The organism is Streptomyces sp. NPDC006326, from assembly GCF_040612915.1.
In the GTDB taxonomy this organism is placed as follows: Bacteria; Actinomycetota; Actinomycetes; order Streptomycetales; family Streptomycetaceae; genus Streptomyces.
This window is the reverse complement of record NZ_JBEXRC010000028.1, coordinates 19,938-37,657: the sequence shown is the minus strand read 5'-3', so window position 1 is coordinate 37,657 and position 17,720 is coordinate 19,938. Positions and strand designations below refer to the sequence as shown.

Below are 17,720 nucleotides of genomic sequence, written 5' to 3'. Positions count from 1 at the left end.
GCCATCCCGGCCGGCTACGCGGAGCCGCGCAGCAAGGTCAGGAACGAGCGGAACGCGGCCGGCATGTCCACCGACTCGGGGGCCAGCAGCCACTGGTACTGGAGGCCGTCCATCACCGCCGTCAGCAGCGGCGCGGCCTCCTCCGGGCTGAGCCCCGAGGGCAGGCGGTCGCCGAACTCGGCGCGCAGGACCGAGGCCATCTCCCCGCGGACCTGGGCGTAGCGCTCGGTGAAGAACTCCCGCGCCGGATGGCCGTCGGTCACGCTCTCGCCCAGCAGCGCCGAGAACGTCTGCACGATCCCGGGCCGCATGGCGTTGTACTCCACCAGCGAGGCCAGCAGGTCCAGCCGCCAGACGCCGCCCGAGGCGCGGGAGCCGCCGCCGGTGTCCCAGCGGTCGCGCTCCTCCAGCACCGCGACGAGCAGCGCCTCCTTGGTCGGGAAGTAGTGCAGCAGCCCCTGCTGGGTCAGGCCGACGCGCTCGGCCACCGCCCCCAGGGACGCCCCCCGGTAGCCGCGTTCCGCGATCACCTCGACCGCCGCGCGGACGATGTCGCCGCGCCGCTCCTCGCTCCTCGCCCTGGCCATCGCCCCGGCACCTCTCCCGTCGACCCGCCTGCACCCCGTACGTTATCCGCATATCACGAAAGAGTTACGAACCCTACCGCTCACCAGGGAACGGGTTCACGATGGGGGCACCCTCACCGCGTCACCCCACCGCACCGCACCACCCGCACGCACCCAACGAGGAGGCACGGCCGTGACCGATGCCGATCAGGTCCGCAACGACGTCGTGGAAGCGGCGCTCGGCAAGCTCGATCTCGACACCAAGACCCGCCTGCTGGCCGGCCAGGACATGTGGTCCCTGCCCGCCCTCCCCGAGATCGGGCTGCAGTCCCTCGTCATGTCCGACGGCCCCGTCGGGGTCCGCGGCGTGCGCTGGACCGCCGACGACCCGTCCATCGCCCTGCCCTCCCCGACCGCGCTCGCCGCCGCCTGGGACCCCGCGCTCGCCCGCCGCGCCGGCCGGCTCCTCGCCCAGGAGGCCCGCCGCAAGGGCGTCCACGTCCTCCTGGCACCCACCGTCAACCTGCACCGCTCCCCGCTGGGCGGCCGCCACTTCGAGTGCTACTCCGAGGACCCCCACCTCACCGGCGCCATCGGCAGCGGCTACGTGAACGGCGTCCAGGACGGCGGCGTCGGGACCACCGTCAAGCACTTCGTCGGCAACGACGCCGAGACCGAGCGGTTCACCGTCGACAACGCGATCGCTCCGCGCCCCCTGCGCGAGCTGTACCTGGCCCCCTTCGAGGCCATCGTCACCAGCGCCCGGCCCTGGGGCATCATGACGGCGTACAACCAGGTCAACGGCACGACCATGACGGAGCACCAGCACCTGGTCAATGAAGTCCTGCGCGGCGAATGGGGCTTCGACGGCTACAACGTCTCCGACTGGATGGCCGCCCGCTCCACCACCGCCGGCATCCTCGGCGGCCTCGACGTGGCCATGCCCGGACCGCAGACCGTCTACGGACCCGCCCTCGCCGAGGCCGTCCGCGCGGGCCGGGTCCCCGAGTCGGCCGTGGACGCGGCCGTGCGCAACGTCCTGCGCCTCGCCGCCCGCGTCGGCGCCCTGGAGGGCGCGCCCCCCGTCGTCACCGAGCCCCCGGCCCCCATCGACGGCCCGGCGCTGGCCCGTGAGATCGCCGCCCGCGGCTTCGTCCTCGTGCGCAACCGGGATGCGGCGCTGCCGCTCGACGCCGCGCCCGGCCGCACGGTGGCCCTCATCGGCGCCGCCGCCCGCGACGCCCGCGTCCTCGGCGGCGGCTCGGCCACCGTCTTCCCCGAGCGGGTGGTCTCCCCGCTCGACGGGCTCACCGCCGCCCTGCCCGAGGGCGCCCTGACCTACGCCGTCGGCGCCGACCCCAGCGAGGAACCCACCCCCGCCGACAAGGGCTTCGAGCTGCGCGCCGTCTGCCGGGACGCCTCCGGCGCCGTCCTCGGCGAAGGCGGCCTGCCGTCCGGCCAGGTGCAGTGGATCGGCGACGACCTGCCGGCCGGCGCCTCGTACGAGACCATGGCCAGCATCGAGGTCACCGGCCGCTTCCTGCCGCGCGAGAGCGGCGAGCACGCCTTCGGCACCCGCGGGCTCGGCTCCTTCACCCTCGCCGTCGGCGGGCGCACCCTCTGGGAGGGCGTGCAGGAGCTGGGCAACGAGGCCGATCCCTTCGAGGCCTTCTTCGGCGCCCCCAGCGAGCGCGCCCGCATCGAGCTCACCGCGGACGAGCCGGTCGAGGTCTCGCTCACCTTCCAGGTCCCCGACATGACCGCCCTCCCGCTCAAGGCGATCATGTTCTCGCTGCTCCACCTCGGTCCGCGGCGCGACCCCGACGAGCTGATCGCGGAGGCGGTGGCCGCCGCCCGCGCCGCCGACACCGCCGTCGTGGTCGTCGCCACCACCGAGCGGGTGGAGTCCGAGGGCTTCGACCGCAGCGACCTGATGCTGCCGGGCCGGCAGGACGACCTCGTGCGCGCCGTCGCCGCCGCCAACCCGAACACCGTCGTCGTCGTCAACGCCGGCTCCCCGGTGGAGCTCCCGTGGCGCGAGGATGTCGCCGCCGTCCTGCTGACCTGGTTCCCCGGGCAGGAGGGCGGGGCCGCGCTGGCCGACGTACTGCTCGGGCACACCGAGCCCGGCGGACGCCTGCCCACCACCTGGCCGGCCGCCTTCGCGGACGCACCCGTCACCGAGGTCGTCCCCACCGAGGGCCGACTGGAGTACGGCGAGGGGCTCCTCATCGGCTACCGGGCCTACGAGGCGCAGGGCGTGGCCCCCGCCTTCCCCTTCGGGTACGGCCTCGGCTACACCGACTGGGCCTACGAGTCCCTGGAGGTCACCGGCGCCACCGCCCGGGTCCGCCTCACCAACACCGGCACCCGGCACGGCCGCGAGGTCGTCCAGGTCTACCTCGCCCCCGTGGCCGACCGGGCCGAGCGCCCGGCGAGCTGGCTGGCGGCCTTCGCGGGCGTCGAGGCGGCCCCCGGGGAGAGCGTCGAGGCGGAGATCGCCCTGCCGGACCGCGCCTTCGAGATCTGGGACGAGCCGGCCCACCGCTGGCAGCGGATCGGCGGCACCTACGAGGTCCGCGCCGGCCGCGCGCACGGGGACACCCGCCTCACCGCCACGCTGGAGCTCTAGGACCTCCGCGGATGGCCGGAAATCACCCCTGATCCGGACCGGAGGAGGGCCCTGACACCCTCCTCCGGTCCCCGGCCACGCCGCTAACGCGGCGGCTGGGCGGCCGTCACCTGGCGGTGCGCGAGCTCCGCGAGCCGGGCCTGGCCGTCCTTGCCGGGGTGGAACCAGTCCCAGCGGCTCAACTGCCCGGCGCCGAAGGGGTACTGGAACACCGCCCCGCCGTCGTAGCGGCACAGGGCGTCCTTCGCGCAGACCTCGCGGAGCACCTCGTTGTACTCGACCACCCGCGCCCGCACCTGCTCGCGCCGGGCCGTCGCCCCGGCGGCCGCCGACAGGGGGTCCGCGAGCATCGACTGGCAGATGCCCAGCTTCCAGACCTGCCGCACCATCGGGCTGTCCTTGCCCTGCTCCCACAGCCGCTGGAGGTCCGGCACGCTGGAGACGTACACCTGGGAGGCGGGGGAGGCCGCCCGCAGGTCCGCGAGGGCCTTCTCGAACCCGGCCCGGAACTGCGCCACCGAGGTCATCGAGGAAGCCGTCGGGCGGCAGGCGTCGTTCGAGCCCACCATCACCGTGACCAGGTCGGGCTTGTGCGCGGCCGCCGCGGCCACCTGACCCGCCAGGTCCGCCATCCGCGAGCCGGTCACCGCGTAGTTCCAGCTGCGCAGCGGCACCTCCGACTCCCCGAGCAGCCGCGCGGCCAGTGACTGGACGGCGGGGTCGTTGCCGGTGGCCCAGGAGACTTCCGGGCAGTCCGCCAGCACCGAACAGGCGTCGAAGCCCCGCGTGATGGAGTCGCCGACGGCGGCGATCGACCTGGGGGCGGTGTTCCAGCGCGGCCCGGCCTGCCCCCGGTGCCCGCCGTCGGGCGCGGGCCCGTCCGACTGACACCCGGTCAGGGCCCCGGCCGCGACGGCCAATGCCGCTCCCGCGCCCACGAGGGTCCGGCGCGCGCGGCGGCGCGGAGCGGTGGTGCGCATCGGGTGGTTCCCCTTCTCGTCGCCCCGCGTCCCCCGGGGGCGTCCTGCTGAGTGAAAGCTCTGTGTTCGGCGGCCCGGGACCGACCGTACGTCACACCATGACCCCTGGCGCACGGTAGCTTTTTCCCGTGGCGTTTCGGCCGCAGGTCCCGCAGCGCAATGTTCAATATTTTCCGTTACATTACATCACGTCACAAACTGTCCGTTTTCTGGAGTTTATTCCCGACCTCGTCCCACACTGGAGGTCCCGGTGACGACACGTGGAGTTCTGTACGTGCATTCCGCACCGCGCGCGCTCTGCCCGCACGTGGAATGGGCTGTTGGGGGCGTGCTGGGGGTGCGGGTGAACCTCGACTGGATCAGGCAGCCCGCCTCGCCGGGCACCTGGAGAGCCGAGTTCTCCTGGCAGGCCGAAGCGGGCACGGCATCGAAGCTCGCCTCCGCACTGCGCGGCTGGCACCTGCTGCGCTTCGAAGTGACCGCCGAACCCTGCCCGACCGCCGAGGGCGAGCGCTACAGCTCCACCCCGGAACTGGGCATCTTCCACGCCGTCACCGGCATGCACGGCGACATCCTGATCCCGGAGGACCGGCTGCGCGCCGCCCTCGCCCGCTCGGCACGCGGCGAGACCGACCTGGAGGCCGAGATCGCCAAACTGCTCGGCAAACCCTGGGACGACGAACTGGAGCCCTTCCGCTACGCCGGCGAGGGCGCCCCCGTCCGCTGGCTCCACCAGGTCGTCTAGACATGCGAAGGCCCCCTGCCCGGCAGCAGGTGCCGGGCAGGGGGCCTTGACGTACGCAGCCGCCGGGGTGTCAGACCGTACGGAACGCCAGCGTCACGTTGTGACCGCCGAACCCGAACGAGTTGTTGATCGCGGAGATCGGGCCGTCCACGGGCAGCTTGCGCGGCTCGCCGCGGACGATGTCCGCCGTGATGTCCTCGTCCAGCTCGTCCACGTTGATCGTCGGCGGGGCGATCCGGTGGTACAGCGCCAGCACGGTCGCCACGGTCTCGATACCGCCCGCGCCGCCCAGCAGGTGACCGGTCATCGACTTCGTCGCGGAGATCGCGATGTGGTCCAGGTCGTCGCCCAGGACCTTGCGCAGGGCCTTCAGCTCGGCCGTGTCACCCTGCGGGGTCGACGTGGCGTGCGCGTTCACGTGCACCAGCTCGGCCGGGTCCAGACCCGTGTTGTCGAGCAGGTTCTGCACGGCGGCGGCGACACCGCGGCCGGTCGGCTCCGGCTGCGCGATGTGGTGGCTGTCCGCGGACAGGCCCTGGCCGAGCACCTCGCAGTAGATCCGGGCGCCGCGTGCGGCGGCGTGCTCGGCGGACTCCAGGACGACGACTCCCGCGCCCTCGCCCAGCACGAAGCCGTCACGGTCCTTGTCGTATGGGCGTGAGGCCTGCTCGGGGTTCTCGTTGTTCTTGGACATCGCCATCATGTTGGCGAACGCGGCGATCGGCAGCGGGTGGATCGCCGCCTCGGTGCCGCCCGCGACGACCACGTCGGCGCGGCCGGTACGGATCATCTCGACGGCGTAGCCGATGGCCTCGGCGCCCGAGGCGCAGGCGCTGACCGGAGTGTGCACGCCCGCCTGGGCGTTGACCTCCAGGCCGACGTTGGCCGACGGGCCGTTCGGCATGAGCATGGGGACGGTGTGCGGGGAGACCCGGCGCACACCCTTTTCCTTCAGTACGTCGTACTGGTCGAGCAGCGTCGTGACGCCGCCGATACCGGAGGCGATCACGGTGCCCAGCCTGGTGGGCGCGACGGACTCGTCCTCGCCCGCCGGAGCGGTGTATCCCGCGTCGGCCCAGGCCTCGCGGGCCGCGATGACGGCGAACTGCGCCGACCGGTCCAGCTTGCGGGCCAGCGGCTTGGGCAGGACCTCACTCGGGTCGACGGCGACCGGAGCGGCGATACGGACCGGGAGTTCGGCGAAACGCTCGCCCTCAAGGGGCTTGACGCCGGAACGACCGGCGAGCAGACCTTCCCAGGTCGATGCGCTGTCGCCACCCAGCGGAGTGGTTGCGCCGATACCGGTGACGACCACGGTGCGATTGGTCGGGCTCACAGGAATTCTTTCTCCACGTCTCAGGGGTGCTGAATTGTCACGGCGCCACCGCCGGGTGGCGACAGCTCACGTCAGGCTCAGGCCTGGTGCTTCAGGATGTAGTCGGCGGCGTCGCCGACCGTCTTGAGGTTCTTGACGTCCTCGTCCGGGATCTTGACGTCGAAGCGCTCTTCCGCGGCGACGACGACCTCGACCATGGACAGCGAGTCGACGTCCAGGTCGTCGGTGAAGGACTTGTCGATCTCGACGTCCTCGACCGGGATGCCCGCGATCTCGTTGACGATCTCCGCGAGACCTTCGACGATCTCTTCCTGCGTGGCGGCCATGTGGCGCTCCTTCTATAGCTGACTGGGGTGAAACAGGGCGGGATGTGGATCCCGGGCCCTAGGGGAGGGTAACGACCGTCGCGGCGTAGACGAGCCCCGCCCCGAAGCCGATGACGAGCGCGGTGTCGCCGCTCTTCGCCGCTCCGGTCGCCAGGAGCCGCTCCATGGCGAGCGGGATCGAGGCGGCCGACGTGTTGCCGGTGGTTTCCACGTCACGGGCGACCGTGACGTGCTCCGGCAGCTTGAGAGTCTTCACCATCGAGTCGATGATCCGCATATTGGCCTGGTGCGGGATGAAGACGTCCAGGTCATCAGCGGTGATCCCGGCGGCGTCGAGCGCCTGCTGGGCCACCTTGGCCATCTCGAAGACGGCCCAGCGGAAGACCGCCTGACCCTCCTGCGTGATGGCGGGGAACTTCTCGCCGCCGTCCTTGCCGAGGTACTCGTCCCACGGCACGGTCTGCTTGATCGTCTCGGACTTGTCGCCCTCCGAACCCCACACCGTGGGGCCTATGGCCGGCTCGTCCGACGGACCGACGACGACGGCGCCCGCGCCGTCGCCGAACAGGAAGGCCGTCGCGCGGTCCTCCAGGTCGGTCAGGTCCGAGAGCCGCTCCACACCGATGACGAGGACGTGCTCGGCCGAGCCCTCGATGACCAGGCCCTTGGCCAGGGTCAGCCCGTAGCCGAAACCGGCGCAGCCGGCGGAGATGTCGAACGCGGCGGGCTTGACCGCTCCGACCCGGTGCGCGATCTCGGTCGCGACGGCCGGGGTCTGCTTGAAGTGCGAGACCGTCGAGACGATCACGGCACCGATCTGCTCGGGCGAGACGCCGGCATCCGCCAGCGCCTTGCCGGCGGCCTCCACCGACATCGCGGCGACGGTCTCCTGGGGCGAGGCCCAGTGCCGGCTCGCGATACCGGAGCGGGAGCGGATCCACTCGTCGGACGAGTCGATCGTCTCCAGGATGACCTCGTTGGGGACCACCCGGGTCGGCCGGTAGCCGCCGACGCCGAGGATGCGGGCGTACGGAGAGCCCTTGGCCGGCTTGATCTTCGACATGCTGTGTGGGCTCCTTGTCTCAGGCCGCGTGCTCGGCGAGGAGCGCTGCGGCCTTGTCGAGATCGTCCGGGGTCTTCAGGGCCACCGTCGGCACGCCCTTGAGCGCGCGCTTGGCCAGACCCGTCAGCGTGCCACCCGGGCTGAGCTCGACGAGACCGGTGACACCCAGCTCGGCGAAGGTCTCCATGCACAGGTCCCAGCGGACCGGGTTGGCGACCTGGCCCACCAGCCGGGCGACGACGTCAGCGCCCGTGGTGACGACGCGGCCGTCCTTGTTCGAGACGTACGTCAGCTCGGGGTCGGCCGGGGTGAGGGCCTGCGCGGCCTTCTCCAGTGTGTCGACGGCCGGAGCCATGTGGTGCGTGTGGAAGGCGCCCGCGACCTTGAGGGCGACGACCTTCATGGAACCCTCGGGCTTCTCGGCCTCCAGGGCCGCGATCTGCTCCATGGTCCCCGCGGCCACGATCTGCCCCGCACCGTTGATGTTGGCGGGCGTCAGACCCAGCTTCTCCAGGTGCGCGACGACGGTGTCGCGCTCCCCGCCGAGCACCGCGGCCATGCCGGTCTCGGTGACCGCGGCGGCCTCGGCCATCGCCAGGCCACGGGTCCGTACGAACGACAGCGCGTCGGCGTCCGACAGCACACCCGCATACGCGGCGGCCGTGATCTCGCCGACGCTGTGGCCCGCGACGGCGCCGAAGGCCGTACGCGACCCCAGCGCGGACGCGGACAGCAGCCCCGCCGCGACCAGCAGCGGCTGGGCCACGGCCGTGTCGCGGATCTCGTCCGCGTCGGCCTTCGTGCCGTAGTGGGCAAGGTCGAGCCCGATGGCGTCCGACCACGCGGCGACGCGGTCAGCGGCGCCGGGCAGTTCGAGCCAGGGAGTCAGGAAGCCGGGCGTCTGTGCGCCTTGGCCGGGAGCGACGAGTACGAGCACCCTCACACTCTCTCTTGTGGACGGTCTCCGCCGCCCGTGGGGACAGGGACGAAGAACCGTCGGGGTAATTGTTGATGTCCGACAAAAGTCTAGGACTGCTGATCTCCGTCGGCCAGACGCCCGAGGATCAGGGCGATCCGCAGCGTGAACGCCGAGCGGACATCCGACGGCGACCAGCCGGTGACGTCGGTCACACGTCGCAGCCGGTAGCGCACCGTGTTCGGGTGTACGAACAGCATCCGGGCAGCCCCCTCCAGGCTGCTCGCCTGCTCCAGGTACACGCTCAGCGTCTCCAGCAGAGCCGACCCCGCCTCTTCCAGCGGTCTGTAGATCTCCTCCACCAGCTGCTCGCGGGCCGAGGGATCCGAGGCGATCGCGCGCTCCGGCAGCAGATCGTCCGCCAGCACGGGCCGCGGCGCGTCCTGCCACGCCGTGCAGGCCTTCAGTCCGGCGGCCGCCGCCTGCGCCGACTTCGTCGCGTTCAGCAGGTCCGGCACCACCGGACCGGCGACCACCGGCCCCGCCGCGAACGGCCCGATCAGCGACTTCGCCACCTGGAGCGGGTTGTCGCTGCCGCCCGCGATCACCACCAGGCGATCACCCAGGACGCCCGTCAGCACCTGCAGCTTGTGGTGGCGGGCCGCCCGCCGGATCGCCTCGACCGTCAGCTCGCTGTCGCCCTCCGGCGCCGTGCCCAGCACCACGCACACGTGCTCCGGCGAGTTCCAGCCGAGCGCCGCGGCCCGCGACAGCGCGCCCTCGTCCGCCTCCCCGGAGAGCACCGCGTTGACCACGAGGGACTCCAGCCGGGCGTCCCACGCCCCGCGCGCCTCCGCCGCCTGCGCGTACACCTGGGCCGTCGCAAAGGCGATCTCCCGCGCGTACACCAGCAGCGCCTCGCGCAGGATCGACTCGTCGCCCGGCGCCGCGACCTCCTCGATCGCGGCCTCCATGACCTCGATCGTGGTGCGGACCATCTCGACGGTCTGGCGCAGGGTGATCGCCCGGGTCAGCTCGCGCGGAGCCGTCCCGAACACATCGGTCGAGATCGCCTGCGGGGTCTCCGGATGCCGGAACCACTCCGTGAACGCGGCGATACCGGCCTGCGCGACCAGGCCGATCCAGGACCGGTTCTCCGGGGGCATCGCCCGGTACCACGGCAGGGTCTCGTCCATGCGGGCGATCGCGTTGGCGGCGAGCCGGCCGGAGGACTTCTCCAGCCGGCGCAGCGTCGCGGCATGCGGATGATGCGCGGCAGCGGGATGCGCGGGGGAATGCTCACGTTCGGGTTGAGGCACGGGACAAGACTGCCTTATCGGGACGGCGGCGCCGACTCCGGTCTCCTCCCGGGGCCCGGGCCGGGGCTACGGTGGCCCCCATGATTGACGTACGCCGCGGCGCCGACCGGTACGAGGGGGGCGATCCGGACGCCGGCATCACCACCCGGCACGCCTTCTCCTTCGGGTCCTTCTACGACCCGGACAACCTGCGCTTCGGCCCGGTCCTCGCCTGCAACGAGGAGACCCTCGCACCGGGCGCCGGATTCCCCGAGCACCCCCACAGCCACACCGAGATCGTGACCTGGGTGGTCGAGGGCGAGCTCACCCACCGCGACACCACCGGCACGAGCAGCCTGGTCCGGCCCGGCGACCTCCAGCACCTCGGCGCCGGTTCCGGTGCCCGCCACGTGGAACGCAACGACGGCCCCGTCCCGCTGCGCTTCGTACAGATGTGGCTCGCGCCGCTCACCGCGGGCGGGGACCCCTCGTACCAACTGGTCCGGGAGATCGCCGACGAGGAGCCGTACGCACTCCCCGCGGCCGGAGCCGTCCTGCACGTGCGCCGGCCGGGCGCCGGCGAGCGGACCGCGGTCCCGGCCGCCGAGCGGGTCTACCTGCACGTGGTGCGGGGGGACCTGCGCCTGGCCGGACAGGAGCTCGGCCCGGGCGACTCGGCGCGGATCACCGGCGAGCAGCACCTGGAGCTCCTCGCCGCCTCCCCGGCCGAAGTGCTGCTCTGGGAACTCCCGTAGGGCCCGGGCTCAGCCCGCGAGCTCGGCGAGGACCGCGTCGGTGAACGGGGGCCAGGCCTCCACGGCCCACGGGCCGAAGGCGCGGTCCGTCAGCGCCACGCACGCGGCCCGCGCCTGCGGGTCCACCCACAGGAAGGTGCCCGACTGCCCGAAGTGGCCGAACGTGCGCGGCGAGGAGGAGGCGCCCGTCCAGTGCGGGCTCTTGCCGTCGCGGATCTCCATGCCGAGCCCCCAGTCGTTGGGGGACTGGTGCCCGTAGCCGGGCAGGACGCCCTTGAGCCCCGGGTGGACCACGGACGTGGCCTGCGCGACCGTGCGGACGTCGAGCAGCCGGGGCGCCTGCAGCTCGGCCGCGAACCGGGCGAGGTCGGCGACGGTGGAGACGCCGTCCTTGGCGGGGGAGCCCTCCAGGGTGGTCGCGGCCATGCCCAGCGGTTCGCAGACCGCCTGGTGCAGGTACTCGGCGAAGGGGATGCCGGTCGCCTTGGCGATGTGGTCGCCGAGCACCTCGAAACCGGCGTTCGAGTACAGCCTCCGGGTGCCGGGAGCGGCCATCACGCGGTGCTCGTCGAAGGCCAGCCCGCTGGTGTGGGCGAGCAGGTGACGCACCGTCGAACCCTCCGGTCCGGCCGGCTCGTCCAGCTCGATCGCCCCCTCCTCGTAGGCCACGAGGGCGGCGTACGCGGCGAGCGGCTTGGTCACCGAGGCCAGCGGGAAGCGGTGGCCGACCGGCCCGTGGGAACCGGCCAGGCTCCCGTCGGCGCGTACGACGGCCGCGGCAGCGTTCGGTACCGGCCAGCTCTCGATGATCCGCAGACTCTCCATGCCGCCGAGCCTACTTGCTTGGAGTGCACTCCAGGGTTTTAGCGTGTCGGTCATGAGCCTGACGCAGACGCGGTACACGATCAGCGAGGTCGAGGCCCGGACCGGTCTGAGCCAGCACACCCTGCGCTGGTACGAGCGGATCGGCCTGATGCCGCACGTGGACCGCTCGCACTCGGGGCAGCGCCGGTTCACCGACGACGACCTCGGCTGGCTGGCCTTCGTGGGCAAGCTGCGGACCACCGGGATGTCGGTGGCGGACATGGTCCGCTACGCCGAGCTGGTCCGCGAGGGCGAGCACACCGTCGACCAGCGCCGGGAGCTGCTGGAGCAGACCCGGCGCGAGGTGCGGGCGCGGATCACGGAGCTGAACGACGCGCTCGCCGTACTGGACTTCAAGATCGATCTTTATACGGGGAAGGCGGCACGGGCATGACGCAGCACACCACCATCGAACAGGCCGAACTCGGCAAGGGCGGCCCGCGGGTCGGCGTCCAGGGCCTCGGCTGCATGGGCATGAGCGAGTTCTACGGGGACACCGACGAGGCGGCGGCCCGCGAAACCCTGGAGGCGGCGCTGGCCCTCGGGGTCACCCTGCTGGACACCGCGGACGTCTACGGGCGCGGCCGCAACGAGGAGTTCCTCGCGCCGTTCGTCGCCGCCCACCGGGACGAGATCACCCTGGCCACCAAGTTCGCCATAGAGCGCACCGACGACCCGCACCACCGCGGCATCCGCAACGACCGGGCGTACATCCGCCAGGCCGTGGAGGCCAGCCTGCGGCGGCTCGGCACCGATGTGATCGACCTCTACTACATGCACCGGCGGGACCCCGCGGTCCCTCTCGCCGAGTCGGTGGGCGCCATGGCCGAGCTGGTGCAGGAGGGGAAAGTGCGCCACCTGGGGCTCAGCGAGGTCACGGGCGCCGAGCTGCGCGAGGCGCACGCGGTGCACCCCATCGCGGCGCTCCAGTCGGAGTGGTCGCTGTTCAGCCGGGACGTGGAGCGCAGCGCGGTGGGGGCGGCGGCGGAGCTGGGGGTGGCCTTCGTGCCGTACTCGCCGCTCGGGCGGGGCTTCCTGACGGGTGCCTTCGCGGATGCGGCGACGGACCTGTCGGAGGGCGACTTCCGCCGCCACCAGCCCCGGTTCACCGGCGACAACGCCAAGGCCAACGCGGCGCTGCTGGCTCCGGTGCGGGAGGTCGCCCGGGCGCACGGGGCGAGCCCGGCGCAGATCGCGCTGGCCTGGGTGCAGCAGCGGGCGCAGGTGCACGGTCTGACGGTGGTCCCGATCCCGGGCACCCGCAAGCCGTCCCGCCTCGCGGAGAACACCGCAGCGACGCGGATCACCCTCTCCGAGGCCGAACTGGGCCTGCTGGAGCCGATCGCCGCCCAGGTGGCGGGGGACCGCTACCCGGACATGTCCTTCACCTCGGCCGGCCGCGAGACCGGCTCCCTGTAGCCGGGCCGAGTGAGCCGGGCCTAGTGAGCCGGGCGGAGGGACCCGGGCGGAGGGAGCCGGAGCCCGCGGGCCCGGCATGATCCGGGGGCACGGCCTTACGTGGCCTCGGCGGTGAAGCGGTCGCGCAGGGCCGCGTACTCGGCGTCCGTCAGCAGGCCCGCGCTGTGCAGCTCGCCCAGGTGGTGCAGCCGGTCGCCGTCGCCCGCGCGGGGCTGCGGGACCGCGGCCACCGGGGTGCCCCGGCGCAGCGCGGCCAGCACCGCCGCCGCGAACGGCAGGGATTCGTGCACCGCCCCGTGCCCGGCCCGGAACACCGCCGCCGCCAGGTCGTGGTCCGGGCGCGGGTCGCCCGTCGTGTCCCGGGTGAGCAGGCGCAGGTGGCCGCCGGGGCGCTCCGGGGAGCTCCACTCCACGCCGCTGAGGGCGGCCAGGGGATAACGCTGGTCGCCCGCCTTCCACTTGGTGCCGGTGGCTCCGGTACGCGACCAGTGAAACGTTACGGCCGAGCCGTCGAAGGCCACCCGCGCGTCGTACGCCTTCAGCCGCAGCGGTGGCTGCGCCACCTCGACCAGGAAGCGCCCCGCGGGTTCGGAGGCATCCGGTCCCAGCCGGCCGCGCACGGCGTCGGCGAAGGCGGCCGCCTGCCCGGCCCGGTCCGCCGCGAGCACCAGCCGGTACGGGTCCCAGGCCTCCCGGAGCTGTCCCGCGGCGGCCTCCATCAGCGGGTCGGCTCCCGCCCGCGGCAGGGCGCGCAGCACCACCGGCTCGCGCCTCCCCCCGGTCCCGGACGCGCTGACGCTCACCCCGGACAGCGCTTCGAAGGGGATCCGCCGGGCCCCGAGGGCGTGCCAGAGTCGTGGCGTTCGCATCCCCCGTGCGAAGCGGATGAGCACCGAGTCCGAGTCGAACTCCCAGACGGCATGGTTTCCGGCCAGTACGTCACCCATGCGGCACATGGTAAAGGGACGCGCCCCCACGCGTCCCCCTCGGTGCAGAGCCCGGTTTTCCCGTCTCTACACGTGTCATTCGCCGTCCGGCCAGGAAATTCCACGCCGACAGGCGTCGTCGCCGGTCGCGCAGACAACGGAACCGAATGCGCCGGTTCCGATTTTGGCGAAGTTGTCCAGGGAGCCGGTCCCTGGCTCGAAATAGCCGGTGTGGTTCCGCGCCCCGGCCGCCGACAGCAGGCGCGCCCCGAACCCCGGGGAGACCGGATCGGCCCCGTGACCCAGCCCGCCGAGCTCCAGGTGCGGTACGTCCGCGATCCAGTCCCCGGCGTCCCGCGTGGCCCACACCCGGGCCGAGGTGCCCAGTTCGGCGACGGACCCCGCGCGCATCCCCGGGCTGCCCGCCACCACCACGTCGCTCACGGAGTTCGGCAGCGCGTGCGCGGCCACCCCGCACACCACCGAGCCGTAGCTGTGGCAGAACAGGGCCACGCTCGCGTCCTGGGGCAGGGCCGCCGCCAGCGACTCCAGCCGGACCGCGCCGTCCATGGCCATCCGGCCGGTGGCCGCGTCCATGCCGACCCCGGTGGGAGCCGTGTACCCGGCCCAGGCGATGACCGCGGTCCGGGCGGCCGGGGCCGCCGCGCGCTCGGCCTCGTACAGCGACTGCGCCATGCCGACGGGTGCGGTGAGACGGCGCTGGCTGCGCTCGAAGGTGAGGACGTCGGTGTCGACGCCGGGCACGATGACCGAGACCCGGTCGGCCCGTTCGAGATCGCCGAAGACCTCGGCGACGCGGCCGCCGCCCGTCGGGTCGAAGGCCAGGATCTGCCGGCCGGGCTGGGCCAGGGACTCGAAGCGGTGCGCCCGCCGCCCGGCCGTGCTGCGGTCGGCCGGACTCAGGCCGACGTCCCGGCTGCGTGACTCCTCGGCGCGGGCGGCCTGTTCGAGGGCGCGCAGGTTGGCCCGGTAGCGCAGCGCGGCGGGCGCGCCGTCGAGGTTGCCGACGACGAGCGGGTAGCCCTCGGCGAGCCGGGCCCGCTGGGCGCCGTCGAGACCGGCGAAGAAGCGGGCCACGGTCCGTACGGGTGCGTCGGCGGGCGGCAGGGGCCGGCCCTCGATCCGCGCCGCGGCCCAGGCGGAGAGTGCGGCGGCGCGCAGGGAGCTGCCGGCGTCGGGCCGGTGCACGGCGGTCCAGCCCGTGGTGGCCAGCATGAGGAAGACCACCGCCAGCGCGAGCAGGGCGCGCAGGACGGCGGGGCGCGGATCAGCGCCGAGGGGGGAGGGGGCGGGGCCGGACACGTTCACTGCATCCAGGGTATGAGACCGAATCCGGGCACCGTGCCCCGGGTGACCGGGTTCACGGCCGATCGTGGGACCCCCGAACGGGGCGCGCGCGAGCCGGGGGCGGAACCGGTACCGGCCCGCGCCGGGCTTCCCGTACGCGGCTCAGCCCCGCCAGGGAGCGGCCAGCGCCGGTCCGATCTGGTCGAGGAAGTCCTCGGTCATCCGCCGGATCGCGGCCACGCTGGTGTCCTCGCCCTGGCCCCACAGCCGCCCGGTGACCCTCATCACCCCGCTGAACGCGGCCACCGCCACCCGCGGCCGGGGATCGGCATCCACGTCCAGGCCCTCACGCTCCGCGACCAGCCGGGCGATCCGCTCCTCCAGTTCGGTGGAGCGCCGCAGGTGCACGGCGAGCAGCGCCGGGGTCGACTCGATGAGCCGGTAGGTGCGCATGTAGAGGTCGACCGGAACCGCGTCCGACAGTGCCTCCTCGACGGTGTCCCAGGCGGCGAGCACCGCACCGCGCAGCGCCTCCAGCGGGCCCTCGGCGGCCGGCCGCGACCGCAGCGCCGCCAGGAAGTGCGATTCCACCAGGTCCTGCACGGCGAAGGCGGCTTCCTCCTTGTTGGCGAAGTACCGGAAGAAGGTGCGCTGGGAGACCTCCACGGCTTCGGTGATCTCGTCGACGGTCGTCTCCTCGTACCCCTGGGAGGTGAACAGCAGGAGGGCGGCGCGCAGCAGCGCGTCCCGGGTGCGCCGCTTCTTGCGTTCGCGCAGTCCGGCCGGTGCCGAGGCCGGCGCGGTCTGCTGGTCCGTCATCACCGCGGGGTCCTTTCTGACGCTGAGTGAGGGGTCAGGGTACCTGTGACGGACCTGACAGCAGCTGCCCCGTTGGGCCGTCTGTGAAGTGTCAGCGACTGTCATTAGCCTGTTCGCATGACTCGTCAGATCAGCGTCGAAGACCGGGTTCCCGAGAAGGCACCCGGACCGGGACCGGCTCCGACCGGTCTGCGCGGCCACCCCTGGCTGACCCTGTTCGCCGTCGCCATCGGCGTCATGATGGTCACCCTGGACGGCACGATCGTCGCCGTCGCCAACCCCGCGATCCAGCAGGATCTCGGCGCCTCCCTCGCCGACGTGCAGTGGATCACCAACGGCTACCTGCTGGCCCTCGCCGTCTCCCTGATCACCGCCGGCAAGCTCGGCGACCGCTTCGGCCACCGCCAGACCTTCCTCATCGGCATCACGGGCTTCGCCGCCGCCTCCGCGGCCATCGGCCTGTCCTCCAGCGTCGAGCTGGTCATCGGCTGCCGCGTGGCCCAGGGCCTGTTCGGCGCGCTGCTGATGCCCGCCGCACTCGGCCTGCTGCGCGCCACCTTCCCCGCCGAGAAGCTCAACATGGCGATCGGCATCTGGGGCATGGTCATCGGCGCCTCCACCGCCGCCGGACCCATCGTCGGCGGCCTGCTCGTGGAGAACGTCAGCTGGCAGTCCGTCTTCTTCATCAACGTGCCCGTCGGCGTCGTCGCGCTCGCCTTCGGACTGTTCATCCTGCTCGACCACCGCGCCGACAACGCCCCGCGCTCCTTCGACCTGCCGGGCGTCGTGCTGCTGTCGGCCGCGATGTTCTCCCTGGTCTGGGCGCTGATCAAGGCCTCCGACTGGGGCTGGGGCGACCCGCTGACCCTGGTCTTCCTCGGCGTGTCCCTGATCTGCTTCACCGCCTTCGCGGTCTGGGAGACCAAGGTCGCCGAGCCGCTCATCCCGCTCGGGCTGTTCCGCTCGCTGCCGCTGTCCGCGGGCACCGTGCTCATGGTGCTGATGGCCTTCGCCTTCATGGGCGGCCTGTTCTTCGTCACCTTCTACCTGCAGAACGTGCACGGCATGAGCCCCGTCGACAGCGGCCTGCACCTGCTGCCGCTGACCGGCATGATGATCGTCGGCTCACCGCTGGCCGGCGCCGCCATCACCGCCGTCGGCCCCCGGATCCCGCTGGTCGCGGGCATGCTCGCCACCGCCGTCGCCTGCTTCGGGATGTCCCGGCTCACCCCCGGCACCGCCACCCTCACCATGTCCCTCTGGTTCGCCCTCCTCGGAGTCGGACTCGCGCCCGTCATGGTCGGCGCCACCGAGGTCATCGTCGGCAACGCCCCGCTGGAGCTGTCCGGAGTGGCGGGCGGCCTCCAGCAGGCCGCCATGCAGGTCGGCGGCAGCCTCGGCACCGCCGTCCTCGGCGCCGTCATGGCCCGTACGGTCGGCAACTCGTTCGGGGACAACTGGCAGGCTGCGCAGCTGCCCCCGCTCGGCGCCGGGCAGCTCGACCTCGCCGAGAAGGGCGTCCAGGTCGGCATCGCCCCCGTCCCGCCCGGCGCCCCCGCGCAGCTCGCCGAGGCGATCACCAAGGTCGCGCACGACACCTTCGTGTCCGGCATGAGCGCCGCCTTCACCGTCGCCGGCGTCGTCGCGGTCCTCGCCGCCCTCGTGGCCTGCTTCACCAGGCGCGGCGAGAACGCCGCCGCGGGCGCGGGCGCCGCCCACATCTGAGCGCCCGCCCGCACCCTCCGCGCAGGCGGCGCAGGGCGTCAA

17 protein-coding genes are annotated in these 17,720 nt (G+C 72.9%); 6 read left to right on the top strand and 11 right to left on the bottom strand.

All coding sequences use genetic code 11. From position 1 onward, the window contains the following. Window positions 1-14: 14 nt before the first annotated feature. Window positions 15-587, bottom strand: a complete 573-nt coding sequence (locus ABZ128_RS21730; RefSeq protein WP_356850414.1) for a TetR/AcrR family transcriptional regulator — start codon at window positions 585-587, stop codon at window positions 15-17. 172 nt (window positions 588-759) lie between these two features. Between ABZ128_RS21730 and ABZ128_RS21725 the strand changes: the two genes are divergently transcribed. After that, window positions 760-3,198, top strand: coding sequence for a glycoside hydrolase family 3 C-terminal domain-containing protein (locus ABZ128_RS21725; RefSeq protein ID WP_356850413.1), 2,439 nt, complete (start codon window positions 760-762; stop codon window positions 3,196-3,198). 83 nt (window positions 3,199-3,281) lie between these two features. On the opposite strand, the gene ABZ128_RS21720 is transcribed toward ABZ128_RS21725, so the two are convergent. Beyond that, entirely contained in the window at window positions 3,282-4,178 is an 897-nt protein-coding gene (locus ABZ128_RS21720; protein ID WP_356850412.1) for an SGNH/GDSL hydrolase family protein, read from the bottom strand. Between the two features lie 250 nt (window positions 4,179-4,428). Between ABZ128_RS21720 and ABZ128_RS21715 the strand changes: the two genes are divergently transcribed. Then, entirely contained in the window at window positions 4,429-4,923 is a 495-nt protein-coding gene (locus tag ABZ128_RS21715; protein WP_356850411.1) for a DUF3145 domain-containing protein, read from the top strand. Between the two features lie 70 nt (window positions 4,924-4,993). On the opposite strand, the gene fabF is transcribed toward ABZ128_RS21715, so the two are convergent. The 5 genes from fabF to ABZ128_RS21690 all read right to left on the bottom strand — a co-directional run bounded on the left by fabF (window position 4,994) and on the right by ABZ128_RS21690 (window position 9,883). Next, window positions 4,994-6,259, bottom strand: a complete 1,266-nt coding sequence (fabF, locus tag ABZ128_RS21710; RefSeq protein ID WP_356850410.1) for a beta-ketoacyl-ACP synthase II — start codon at window positions 6,257-6,259, stop codon at window positions 4,994-4,996. 77 nt (window positions 6,260-6,336) lie between these two features. Then, window positions 6,337-6,585 (bottom strand): acyl carrier protein, encoded by a 249-nt coding sequence (locus tag ABZ128_RS21705; RefSeq protein WP_125816520.1) that lies wholly within the window; start codon window positions 6,583-6,585, stop codon window positions 6,337-6,339. Window positions 6,586-6,643: 58 nt separating this feature from the next. Beyond that, a complete protein-coding gene (locus ABZ128_RS21700; RefSeq protein WP_356850409.1) occupies window positions 6,644-7,648 on the bottom strand; it encodes a ketoacyl-ACP synthase III in 1,005 nt (334 codons plus the stop codon). A gap of 19 nt (window positions 7,649-7,667) precedes the next feature. Continuing rightward, window positions 7,668-8,585: an ACP S-malonyltransferase gene (locus ABZ128_RS21695; protein WP_356850408.1), complete on the bottom strand. Its 918-nt coding sequence runs from the start codon at window positions 8,583-8,585 to the stop codon at window positions 7,668-7,670. A gap of 89 nt (window positions 8,586-8,674) precedes the next feature. Beyond that, window positions 8,675-9,883 (bottom strand): helix-turn-helix domain-containing protein, encoded by a 1,209-nt coding sequence (locus ABZ128_RS21690; protein ID WP_356850407.1) that lies wholly within the window; start codon window positions 9,881-9,883, stop codon window positions 8,675-8,677. Window positions 9,884-9,963: 80 nt separating this feature from the next. Between ABZ128_RS21690 and ABZ128_RS21685 the strand changes: the two genes are divergently transcribed. Further along, window positions 9,964-10,617: a pirin family protein gene (locus ABZ128_RS21685; RefSeq protein WP_356850406.1), complete on the top strand. Its 654-nt coding sequence runs from the start codon at window positions 9,964-9,966 to the stop codon at window positions 10,615-10,617. 9 nt (window positions 10,618-10,626) lie between these two features. Here ABZ128_RS21685 and ABZ128_RS21680 read toward each other — a convergent pair whose 3' ends face one another. Further along, window positions 10,627-11,442: a serine hydrolase domain-containing protein gene (locus ABZ128_RS21680; RefSeq protein ID WP_356850405.1), complete on the bottom strand. Its 816-nt coding sequence runs from the start codon at window positions 11,440-11,442 to the stop codon at window positions 10,627-10,629. Window positions 11,443-11,494: 52 nt separating this feature from the next. On the opposite strand from ABZ128_RS21680, the gene ABZ128_RS21675 reads away from it, so the two are divergent. Both ABZ128_RS21675 and ABZ128_RS21670 read left to right on the top strand, forming a co-directional pair. Then, window positions 11,495-11,875 (top strand): MerR family transcriptional regulator, encoded by a 381-nt coding sequence (locus ABZ128_RS21675; RefSeq protein WP_356850404.1) that lies wholly within the window; start codon window positions 11,495-11,497, stop codon window positions 11,873-11,875. Further along, complete coding sequence (locus ABZ128_RS21670; protein WP_356850403.1) at window positions 11,872-12,900, top strand: aldo/keto reductase; 1,029 nt, start codon at window positions 11,872-11,874, stop codon at window positions 12,898-12,900. The genes ABZ128_RS21675 and ABZ128_RS21670 overlap by 4 nt, the downstream gene beginning before the upstream one ends. A 95-nt stretch (window positions 12,901-12,995) precedes the next feature. Here ABZ128_RS21670 and ABZ128_RS21665 read toward each other — a convergent pair whose 3' ends face one another. The 3 genes from ABZ128_RS21665 to ABZ128_RS21655 form a co-directional block, all read right to left on the bottom strand. Further along, window positions 12,996-13,856: a DUF4429 domain-containing protein gene (locus ABZ128_RS21665; RefSeq protein ID WP_356850402.1), complete on the bottom strand. Its 861-nt coding sequence runs from the start codon at window positions 13,854-13,856 to the stop codon at window positions 12,996-12,998. A 66-nt stretch (window positions 13,857-13,922) separates the two neighbouring features. After that, a complete protein-coding gene (locus ABZ128_RS21660; protein ID WP_356850468.1) occupies window positions 13,923-15,062 on the bottom strand; it encodes an alpha/beta hydrolase in 1,140 nt (379 codons plus the stop codon). Window positions 15,063-15,296: 234 nt separating this feature from the next. Continuing rightward, on the bottom strand, window positions 15,297-15,953 hold the full coding sequence (locus ABZ128_RS21655; RefSeq protein WP_356850401.1) for a TetR family transcriptional regulator: 657 nt from the start codon (window positions 15,951-15,953) through the stop codon (window positions 15,297-15,299). Window positions 15,954-16,070: 117 nt separating this feature from the next. Between ABZ128_RS21655 and ABZ128_RS21650 the strand changes: the two genes are divergently transcribed. Then, complete coding sequence (locus ABZ128_RS21650; protein ID WP_356850400.1) at window positions 16,071-17,678, top strand: MFS transporter; 1,608 nt, start codon at window positions 16,071-16,073, stop codon at window positions 17,676-17,678. Window positions 17,679-17,720: the final 42 nt, after the last annotated feature.

Coding starts and splice junctions, on each gene's coding strand:
- ABZ128_RS21665 (WP_356850402.1), bottom strand. CDS start 13,856: ATGTGCCGCATGGGTGACGTACTGGCCGGAAACCATGCCGTCTGGGAG.
- ABZ128_RS21685 (WP_356850406.1), top strand. CDS start 9,964: ATGATTGACGTACGCCGCGGCGCCGACCGGTACGAGGGGGGCGATCCG.
- ABZ128_RS21670 (WP_356850403.1), top strand. CDS start 11,872: ATGACGCAGCACACCACCATCGAACAGGCCGAACTCGGCAAGGGCGGC.
- ABZ128_RS21675 (WP_356850404.1), top strand. CDS start 11,495: ATGAGCCTGACGCAGACGCGGTACACGATCAGCGAGGTCGAGGCCCGG.
- ABZ128_RS21700 (WP_356850409.1), bottom strand. CDS start 7,648: ATGTCGAAGATCAAGCCGGCCAAGGGCTCTCCGTACGCCCGCATCCTC.
- ABZ128_RS21655 (WP_356850401.1), bottom strand. CDS start 15,953: ATGACGGACCAGCAGACCGCGCCGGCCTCGGCACCGGCCGGACTGCGC.
- ABZ128_RS21720 (WP_356850412.1), bottom strand. CDS start 4,178: ATGCGCACCACCGCTCCGCGCCGCCGCGCGCGCCGGACCCTCGTGGGC.
- ABZ128_RS21650 (WP_356850400.1), top strand. CDS start 16,071: ATGACTCGTCAGATCAGCGTCGAAGACCGGGTTCCCGAGAAGGCACCC.
- ABZ128_RS21730 (WP_356850414.1), bottom strand. CDS start 587: ATGGCCAGGGCGAGGAGCGAGGAGCGGCGCGGCGACATCGTCCGCGCG.
- ABZ128_RS21660 (WP_356850468.1), bottom strand. CDS start 15,062: ATGCTGGCCACCACGGGCTGGACCGCCGTGCACCGGCCCGACGCCGGC.
- ABZ128_RS21705 (WP_125816520.1), bottom strand. CDS start 6,585: ATGGCCGCCACGCAGGAAGAGATCGTCGAAGGTCTCGCGGAGATCGTC.
- ABZ128_RS21680 (WP_356850405.1), bottom strand. CDS start 11,442: ATGGAGAGTCTGCGGATCATCGAGAGCTGGCCGGTACCGAACGCTGCC.